The 8,890-nt window shown below is 63.6% G+C and carries 7 protein-coding genes; all 7 read left to right on the plus strand.

Going from position 1 to position 8,890, the window contains the following annotated elements:
- The first annotated feature begins 308 nt into the window (after window positions 1–308).
- The 7 genes from CGS25_RS18535 (at window position 309) to cysC (ending at window position 8,824) form a co-directional block, all read left to right on the plus strand.
- Window positions 309–1,808: a capsule assembly Wzi family protein gene (locus CGS25_RS18535; protein WP_232802500.1), complete on the plus strand. Its 1,500-nt coding sequence runs from the start codon at window positions 309–311 to the stop codon at window positions 1,806–1,808.
- A gap of 16 nt (window positions 1,809–1,824) precedes the next feature.
- Complete coding sequence (locus tag CGS25_RS18540) at window positions 1,825–2,949, plus strand: polysaccharide export protein (protein ID WP_101676375.1); 1,125 nt, start codon at window positions 1,825–1,827, stop codon at window positions 2,947–2,949.
- Entirely contained in the window at window positions 2,949–3,377 is a 429-nt protein-coding gene (locus CGS25_RS18545; protein ID WP_089031713.1) for a low molecular weight protein-tyrosine-phosphatase, read from the plus strand. Before CGS25_RS18540 ends, CGS25_RS18545 begins: the two co-directional genes overlap by 1 nt.
- Before the next feature lie 21 nt (window positions 3,378–3,398).
- Window positions 3,399–5,615: a polysaccharide biosynthesis tyrosine autokinase gene (locus tag CGS25_RS18550; protein ID WP_232802501.1), complete on the plus strand. Its 2,217-nt coding sequence runs from the start codon at window positions 3,399–3,401 to the stop codon at window positions 5,613–5,615.
- A 288-nt stretch (window positions 5,616–5,903) separates the two neighbouring features.
- Window positions 5,904–7,676: an SLC13 family permease gene (locus CGS25_RS18555; RefSeq protein ID WP_101676376.1), complete on the plus strand. Its 1,773-nt coding sequence runs from the start codon at window positions 5,904–5,906 to the stop codon at window positions 7,674–7,676.
- 97 nt (window positions 7,677–7,773) lie between these two features.
- Window positions 7,774–8,121: a four helix bundle protein gene (locus CGS25_RS18560; protein ID WP_101676377.1), complete on the plus strand. Its 348-nt coding sequence runs from the start codon at window positions 7,774–7,776 to the stop codon at window positions 8,119–8,121.
- 85 nt (window positions 8,122–8,206) lie between these two features.
- A complete protein-coding gene (cysC, locus tag CGS25_RS18565; RefSeq protein WP_101676378.1) occupies window positions 8,207–8,824 on the plus strand; it encodes an adenylyl-sulfate kinase in 618 nt (205 codons plus the stop codon).
- Window positions 8,825–8,890: the final 66 nt, after the last annotated feature.

An 8,890-nucleotide genomic window follows, 5' to 3' on the forward strand; every position in this document is an offset into this window, starting at 1 on the left:
CCTCGCCTTCGGCTCGGTTCGCGGTCGAGGACCGCTCCCACAGCGGCGCCGTAGTGTGGCGCCGGGGTAATCTGCCCTGTGTCCTTGTGGGAGCGGTCCTTGACCGCGAATCGGCCTTGTCCTGGTGGCATTCTGGTAAACAAAATGTAAAATGCCTGTCTCTGTCATAGGCACGACAATCTTCGCGGGTGATAATCCGCCTCCTGAGCGTTACGCTCGCTGGCCTTTATGTGCCATCTGGCCCGCCATTCGGGCCTCCCGGGGGTAGGAAGTCCCCATGGTAGAACGTTCTGGATAGGAAGCCCCCGGTGTCGAATTGGGCAACACTAGTAAAGCGAAGCGCCCTGGGTTTCATGCTGGCCGGGTGTGCGGTGGCACAGGCCGCGCCCTGGGTGGAAACCGGTGATCTGCGCGCGCGCCATCATCTGGAAGCGCTGTCCGCCATGGGCTGCTTTGAGGGCCTGACCCTCACCTGGCCGATGAACTGGTCCGCCGTGGCTCAGGGCATGAAGAACACCAGCGACAGCTGCCGCGCCAGCGATCACGCCGCCTATCTGCGTGCGCGCCTGGATCAGGTCAAGAGCCGCACCCGCACCGCCACCGTTTCAGTGGGCGGCGCCAATCAGGAACCCCTGTTTCAGCACTTCGCCGAGCAACCGCGCGGCGAAGTCGATGGCCGTGCGGCGGTGGAAGTCACCGGCCGCCGGTTCGCCGCCCGGGTCGAGGCGCAATACATCGACAACGACCGTGATGACCGCGAAGCCCGCGCCGACGGCAGCTACGTGGCCGGTCGCTTCGGCAACTGGCAGATGGGCGTGGGTGCCATTGACCGCTGGTGGGGCCCGGGCTGGCAAAGCTCGCTGGCCTGGTCCAACAACGCCCGCCCGGTCACCGGCCTGTGGATTGGCCGGCAAACCCCCTATCAGCCCGAGAACCCCTGGTTCAGTTGGATCGGCCCCTGGGATTTCCAGGTGTTTGGCGGCCAGCTTGAACAGGACCGCGCGATCCCCGATGCCAAACTGCTTGGCGCCCGGCTGACGCTGCGCCCGGCCAGCTTCCTGCAGATCGGCTTCACCCGTCTGTTCCAGTGGGGCGGCGAAGGCCGCGACCAGAGCCTGGGCTCCCTGGGCGACGCCATCATCGGCAAGGACAACGGCCAGCAGGACGACGGCACCGGCGCCAACGACCCCAGCAACCAGGTGGCGGGGTTTGATTTCCGTGCCAGTTTCCCGGTGTTCGGTGTACCCTCCGGGTTCTATGGCCAGGCCATGGGCGAAGACGAAGCCGGCGTGATGCCGTCCAAATTCTCGGCCCTGTTCGGCCTGGATGCGCTCACCGGCATTGGCGCCGGCAGCCAGCGCTTCTTCATCGAGGCCTCGGACACCGTGGCTGGGCGCCTGTTCGCGGACGCCCGCGACGGCACCGCCTACGAGCATTTTCAGTATCAAAGCGGCTTCCGCTATTACGGCCGCAACCTGGCCACCACCTACGAAGGGGACGCGCGCACCTTGTCCCTGGGCATTCAGCAGTTTTTCCGGGGCGGGGTGGTATTGAGCGCCACCGTCACCCAGGCCAACCTGAATCACGACGGCGGCAAGCGGGCCGTGGTGGCGGAAGACGGCGCCGAGATCCTGCAGGCCGCCGAAGAGCAGGACGTCACCATCGCCGAGCTGCGTCTGGAACACGATTTTCTGGGCGGCCGCCTGACCTGGGCCCTGGCCGGCACCGACGAGGCGATTGACACCTTCGCCGGAGAACAGGACCGCCTGACCGCCATGGCCATGTGGCAGCACACCTTTGATTGGTAAAGGACAGAAAGGGGCTATGAGAAAAACCATCAAGCCGATACTGGCGCTCGCCGCCCTGGTGGCCCTGGCGGGCTGTACCGTTGTCCCGGGCTCGCACCGCTCCACCACGCCGGGCTGGTTCGCCGAAGACGACGGCAAAGACGCCGCGCCGCTGCCTGACGTGATCAAGGTGCACGTGATCGACACCGCGATTCTTGATCAGCCCGCCGCCGACGCCTACACGCCGCCGCCGGAGCTGGTGGAAGCCGATGAGCAATACGATTACACCGTGGGCCCCGGCGACGTGCTGCAAATCACCGTCTGGGATCATCCGGAACTGACCATCCCCGCCGGCTCCATGCGCAGTTCCGCTGATTCCGGCAACTGGGTACACAACGACGGCACCATCTTTTACCCCTACGTGGGCAACGTGGATGTGGAAGGCCTCAGGGTCACCGAGATCCGCGATCTGATCACCAAACGCCTCACCGAATACATCGAATCGCCCCAGGTGGACGTGGTGGTGGCCGCGTTCCGCAGCAAGAAGGTCTACATCACCGGCGCCGTCAGCAGCCCGGGCACCTATCCGATTACCAACGTACCGATGCGGCTGGTGGATGCCATCGGCGCCGCCGGCGGCATCAGCGACAACGCCAACTGGTCCAGCGTGATCCTTACCCGCGATGGCCGCGACTACAATTTGTCCCTGCGCGACATCTACGAGAACGGCCACCCGGCGCAGAACGTGCTGCTCAAACCGGGCGACGTGGTCAATGTGTCGCGCAGCGAAGACAACAAGGTGTTCGTGCTGGGCGAGGTGTACAAATCGCAGAGCGTGCCGATGGGCCGCAATGGCATGAGCCTGGCCGAAGCGCTGTCGGAAACCGGCGGCCTGGACGAACGGGAAGCGGACGCCTCCGGGGTGTTCGTGTTCCGCCGCGCCCCGGAGGGCACCGACCACGGCATTGACGTGTTCCAGCTCAACGCCAAGGACGCCGCTGCTCTGGTGCTGGCGGACAGCTTCCAGCTTCAGCCCCGCGACATCGTCTACGTGACCGCCGCGCCGCTGGCCCGCTGGAACCGTGTGCTCAGCCTGCTGGTGCCCACGGTCAGCGCGGTCTATCTCGGTGGCCGGGCGGAACGCGAGATCGGGAACGATTAATGTTTGAACGGGTGTTGGTGGTCTGTGATGGCAACATCTGCCGCAGCCCCACGGTGGCGGCGATGCTGGCCGCTCTGAAACCGGAAAAGCGGGTTCACTCCGCTGGCCTGGTGGGGCTGGAAGGCCACGCCATGGACGCCACCGCCCGTGCCGTGGCCGAAACCAACGGCGTGGTCTGCGGCGAGCACGCCGGGCGGCGGTTGACCGCCGCCCTGTGCCGCGACGCGGACCTGATCCTGGTGATGGAAACCCGCCAGCGTGATCGCATTATCAGCGAATTTCCGCAGGCCAGCGGTAAGACCTTTTTGCTGACCCACTGGAACGGCGGCCACGACATTCCCGACCCGTTCCAGCGTGACCGCGAAGTGTTCGAGCGGATCTACCCCATGATGCGCCAGGCGGTGGACGCCTGGGCGGCGAAAATCTAAGGATAAGGACAACAAGCCTTTATGAGTGACCACCCACAGCAGCCCAAGGGACGCACCGCCGCCATGGAAGACGACATCGACCTGCACCGCCTGTGGGCGCTACTGGTGGACGCCAAATGGCTGATTCTCGGCACCACGCTTCTGGCGCTGGCGCTGGGGCTGGCCTACACCATGCTCGCCACCCCCATTTACAAGGCCGACGGCCTGCTGCAGGTGGAGCAGAAAAAGGGCAGTGTGCTTGGCTTCAGTGAAATCGGCGATGTGCTCGGCAAGGAGCCGTCGTCGTCCGCGGAGATCGCCATCATTACCTCGCGCATGGTGCTCGGCGACGTGGTCGACCAGCTCGACAGCACCATTCAGGTGTACCCGGATCGGGCGGCTCTGATCGGCCGCTTCGGCGCCCCGGCGCCGGCTGCCCCGGGCGCGCCCAAGCCGGTGTTCGCCGGCTACCGCGACAGCGAAACCCTGGTGCGGATCAAACGCTTCCAGGTGCCGCCCGCCCTGGAAGGCCGCCAATTCACTCTGAACGCCGACGATCAGGGCAACCCGGTGCTGTCCCTGGACGACGCCGTGATCGCCAGCGGCCCCGCCGGCCAGCCCCTGGCCAGCGAAGACAACAGCATCGTGCTGGAGCTGGGCGATTGGCGCCCCGGCGACGAAGAGCTGGTGCTGGTGCGCCAGCCGCGCCTGAGCGCCATCAACAGCCTGCGCGGCCGCCTCACCGTGGCCGACCAGGGCAAAGAAAGCGGCATTCTTTCGATCAGCCTGACCGGCCCCAGCCGCGAACGCATCAACGCCGAACTCAACGCCATCTCCCAGACCTACCTGCTGCAAAACATCAACCGCCAGGCGGCGGAAGCGGAAAAGAGCCTCAAGTTCCTCAATGAGCAGCTCCCCGAGGTGCGCGAGAAACTCAACAAGGCGGAAGAAAAACTCAACGCCTACCGCACCCAGGCCGATTCCGTGGACCTGAGCATGGAAACCCAGTCGCTGCTGGGCCGCCTGGTGCAGATGGATTCCAAGCTCAACGACCTGAAGATCAAGGAAAGCGAGGTGGCCGCCCGCTTCACCAAGGAGCACCCCTCCTACCGTACCCTGATCGATCAGCGCCGCTCCCTGGAGCAGCAGAAAGCCGACCTCAACAAGCAGATCAACGGCTTGCCCGAAACCCAGCAGGAAATCCTGCGTCTGACCCGCGACGTGCAGGTCAACCAGCAGATTTACGTGAACCTGCTGAACCGCTCCCAGGAACTGCAGATCACCAAGGCCAGCACCGTTGGCAACGTGCGCGTGATCGACGACGCGGTGGTGCTGCCCTCACCGGTGGAGCCCAAGAAAGGCCTGGTGATCGCCTTGTCCGCCGCCCTCGGGCTGCTGCTCTCCGCCGGCTATGTGCTGGCCGCCGGGCTGCTGCGCCGCGGCGTGGAAACCCCGGATCAGCTCGAAGAGCACGGCATCGCCGTGTACGCCGCGATCCCGCTGTCCGAGCGCCAGCAGCGTCTGGACCGCATCGTTTCCCTGATGACCCGCCGCCGCAAACGTGCCCGTCACGAGCCGATCCCGCTGCTCGCCGTGGAAGATCCCACCGACCTGGCGGTGGAGGCGCTGCGCAGCCTGCGCACCAGCCTGCACTTCGCCACCATGGAAGCCAGCAATAAGGTACTGATGATCTCCGGCCCCAGCCCGGAAGTGGGCAAATCCTTCGTCACCGCCAACCTGGCGGCGGTGCTCGCCCAGGTCGGCCAGAAAGTGGTGGTGGTGGACGCCGACATGCGCAAAGGCCACCTGCATCGCTACTTCGACAGCGACGGCCATGTGGGGCTCTCCACCTGGTTGTCCGGTCAATGCGAGCTGGACAAGGCGATCCTGCCCACCAAGGTCGAGGGCCTGTACTTCGTGCCCCGTGGCCAGGTGCCGCCGAACCCCTCCGAGCTGCTGATGCACCCGCGCTTCAACCAACTGATGGAGCAGCTGTCTGCTCAATACGACCTGGTGCTGGTGGACACCCCGCCGATCCTCGCCGTCACCGACGCCGCCATCATCGGCCAATCCGCCGGCACCTCGCTGCTGGTGGCCCGCTACGCCGTCAACTCGGTCAAGGAAGTGGACGTCTCCGTGAACCGCTTCGAACAAAACCGCATCGACATCAAAGGCGTCATCCTCAACTGCCTCGAACGCCGCGCCTCCAACGAATACGGTTACTATGCGTATCGGTATGAGAGTGAGAAGGGCAGTTGAACGTTGATCTATGGTAGTTGAAAGTTAAAAGTTAAAAGTTAAAAGTTAAAAGGAAAACCGTGCGCGATAGTCGGAGGCGGGTCCCAGCGGTCATGCGCGGCAACGGGCCGCACCGATATGGACGCGGGCGCGGTCGTACCGGTTGGCAAGGCCGCATTCGCGTTTTAACTTTTAACCTTTAACTTTCAACTTGATTTGTTCTAAGGAAAGAACTAAACAATGCTTGAACGGAATAAGAGCTTCCTTACCATGGCGATCTCCGCTACCTGACCCCGGGCGCTGTTCGTTATGACCTTCGCGATGATATTCACCATGCTGATCGTGCTGCTGGTGTTGGTGGCGCTGGCCAGCAACCGGGTGGCGGCGGAGGTCACCATGATGGCGGCGATGGTGGCGGTGCTGGTGGCCGGGGTAATCACCCCGGAACAGGCGCTGGCGGGGTTCGCCAATCAGGGGCTGATGACCGTGGCGGTGCTCTATGTGGTGGCCGCCGCTCTGCGCGACACCGGCGCCATTTACTGGATCGCCCACCGTCTGCTCGGCCAGCCCAGCACCTTGCTGGGCAGCCAGATACGCCTGATTCTGCCCACCTCCCTGTTAAGCGCCTTCCTCAACAACACCACCGTGGTGGCGATGATGATTCCGGCGGTGCAGGAATGGGCACAACGCCTGCGTCTGTCCGCCTCCAAGCTTTTGTTGCCGCTCAGCTACGCGGCGATTCTTGGTGGCACTTGCACCCTGATCGGCACCAGCACCAACCTGGTGGTGGACGGCATGATGCAAAGCCGCGGGATGCCCGGCTTTGGCATCTTCGATCTGGCCTGGGTGGGCGTGCCGCTGCTGATCATCGGTTCCCTGTTTTTGATCCTGGTCGGCCGTTATTTGCTGCCCCAACGTGAAGGCATGGTGGAGCAGGTGGAGCAGGCCCGGGAATACCACGTGGAAATGGTGATTCCCGAAGGCAGCCCGCTCAACAAGAAGAGCATCCAGGACGCCGGCCTGCGCAACCTCAGCCACGGCTACCTCACTGAAATCGAACGCGACGGCCGCCTTTACACCGCCGTCGGCCCCGACATGCAACTGCAAAGCGGCGACAAGCTGGCGTTTATCGGCGCGCCCGACTGCGCCCGCGAACTGCAACGCATCAACGGCCTGGTGCCCGCCCACGGCGGCGCCCACAAGCTCAGCCTCAACAACCACCAGCGCCGCCTGGTGGAAGTGGTGATCGGCCCGGAATTCCCCGGCCTCAACCGCACCGTCAAAGACAGCGCCTTCCGCACCCGCTACCAGGCCGCCATTCTCAGCATCAGCCGCGCCGGCCGCCGGCTGCCCGGAAAAGTGGGCGAAATGGTGCTGCGCGTGGGCGACACCCTGCTGCTTGAAACCGGCGACAGCTTTGTCGAGCAATACCAATATCGCCGTGATTTCATGCTGGTCAGCCCGCTCAGCGATTCCACCCCGCCGGATTTCCGCAAGGCGCCCCTCGCCAGCGCCATCCTGGTGGGCATGGTGCTGATCAACGTGCTCGGTTGGTTGAGCGTGCTGGAAGCCGCCTTCGTCGCCGCCGGTCTGCTGCTGCTGACCCGCTGCGTCACCGTCAACCGCGCGCGCATGAACGTCAGCGTCAACCTGCCGGTGCTGGTGGTGATCGGCGCCTCGTTCGCGCTCGGCACCGCCATGGAAGAAAGCGGCGCCGCCGGCTGGATCGTCAATCACCTGTTCAGCAACCACATCAGTTCGCCCTGGCTGGCCCTGCTCGCCATTTATGTGATCACCGCCATCTTCACCGAAGTGATCACCAACAACGCCGCCGCCGTGCTGGTCTTCCCCCTCGCCACCGGCGTCGCCGACCAACTCGGCGTCAGCCCCATGCCCTTTATCGTCGCCGTCATGTTCGCCGCCAGCGCCAGCTTCATGACCCCGATCGGCTACCAGACCAACCTCATGGTCATGGGCCCCGGCGGCTACCGCTTCACCGACTACCTCAGAATCGGCGTCCCCATGAGCCTCATCGCCGCCGCCGTCTCCACCGCGTTGATTCCGTTGGTTTGGGGGTTTTGAAAGCAGCAAGCTACAAGCCTCAAGCTACAAGGAGGTAGCATGAGAATGGTCCGGTGCAGAGGAGCTGACGCCGGTTTACCAGAAAAGGAGAGCAGGGATGCGTTTTGAGAATTTGGAGGTATGGCGGAAAGCGGCTCGTTTGAGCGCTGACTTGTACGTTCATTTTGCCGATAGCCGTGAATTCGGTTTCCGTGACCAGATCACCCGGGCGGGGTTATCTGTACCCTCTAATATAGCGGAAGGGTTCGAGCGGTATTCCGACAGGGAAAAAGCGGCATTTTTGAACTACGCCAAGGGTTCCGCTGGTGAACTGCGGACCCAACTGTATATCGGGATTGAAATTGGCTACATCGACCCGGAACTGGGTCATCGATGGATACGGGAAGCGCACAATATTTCCCGAATGCTTTACGCCATGATCAAAACCATCAAAGGCGGAGCCTGAAACTCGGGCTCCAGAGTTACAAGTTCGGTATTTTTTTGCTTGCCGCTTGAAGCTTGCGGCTTGCAGCAACCTGAAAGGAGGCCCCATGTCCGATTCGCCCTACCAGAACCGTCAGAATGACTCCCAAGCCCAAGTCGTCTGGTACCAAACCAACATCTCCCAGGCCGATCGCGCCAAAGCGAAAGGGCAGGTGCCGAAGTGCATCTGGTTGACCGGGCTGTCCGGGTCCGGGAAATCGACGCTGGCGAACGCGCTGGAAGGGGCGCTGGCGGGGCAGGGCAAGCACACCTACCTGCTGGATGGCGACAACGTGCGCCATGGCCTGAACAAGAACCTGGGCATGAGCGACGAAGACCGCACCGAGAACATCCGCCGGGTCTCCGAAGTGGCGAAGCTGATGGTCGACGCCGGTCTGGTGGTGGTGACCGCCTTTATCAGCCCGTTCCGCGCCGACCGCGACGCCGCCCGCGCCTTGTTCAAGGAAGGCGAGTTCGTCGAAGTGTTCGTCGACGCCCCCCTCGCCGAATGCGAAAAACGCGACCCCAAGGGCCTCTACAAAAAAGCCCGCGCCGGCGAGATCAAGGAATTCACCGGCATCGACAGCCCCTACGAAGCCCCCGCCAACGCGGAGATCGTCATCAACACCGCCGACAACGACATCGAAGCCTGCGTCAAACAGCTCGTCGAACAGGTCGGGGTGTAACCGCAAGATCCACTACAGCGCCGCCGTGGGAGCGGTCCCCGACCGCGAACCGAGCCGAAGGCGAGG

The sequence above is a fragment of the Alloalcanivorax mobilis genome, from assembly GCF_002864685.1.
Lineage (GTDB): Bacteria > Pseudomonadota > Gammaproteobacteria > Pseudomonadales > Alcanivoracaceae > Alloalcanivorax > Alloalcanivorax mobilis.

Coding starts and splice junctions, on each gene's coding strand:
- CGS25_RS18555 (WP_101676376.1), top strand. CDS start 5,904: ATGACCTTCGCGATGATATTCACCATGCTGATCGTGCTGCTGGTGTTG.
- CGS25_RS18560 (WP_101676377.1), top strand. CDS start 7,774: ATGCGTTTTGAGAATTTGGAGGTATGGCGGAAAGCGGCTCGTTTGAGC.
- CGS25_RS18540 (WP_101676375.1), top strand. CDS start 1,825: ATGAGAAAAACCATCAAGCCGATACTGGCGCTCGCCGCCCTGGTGGCC.
- CGS25_RS18545 (WP_089031713.1), top strand. CDS start 2,949: ATGTTTGAACGGGTGTTGGTGGTCTGTGATGGCAACATCTGCCGCAGC.
- CGS25_RS18550 (WP_232802501.1), top strand. CDS start 3,399: ATGAGTGACCACCCACAGCAGCCCAAGGGACGCACCGCCGCCATGGAA.
- cysC (WP_101676378.1), top strand. CDS start 8,207: ATGTCCGATTCGCCCTACCAGAACCGTCAGAATGACTCCCAAGCCCAA.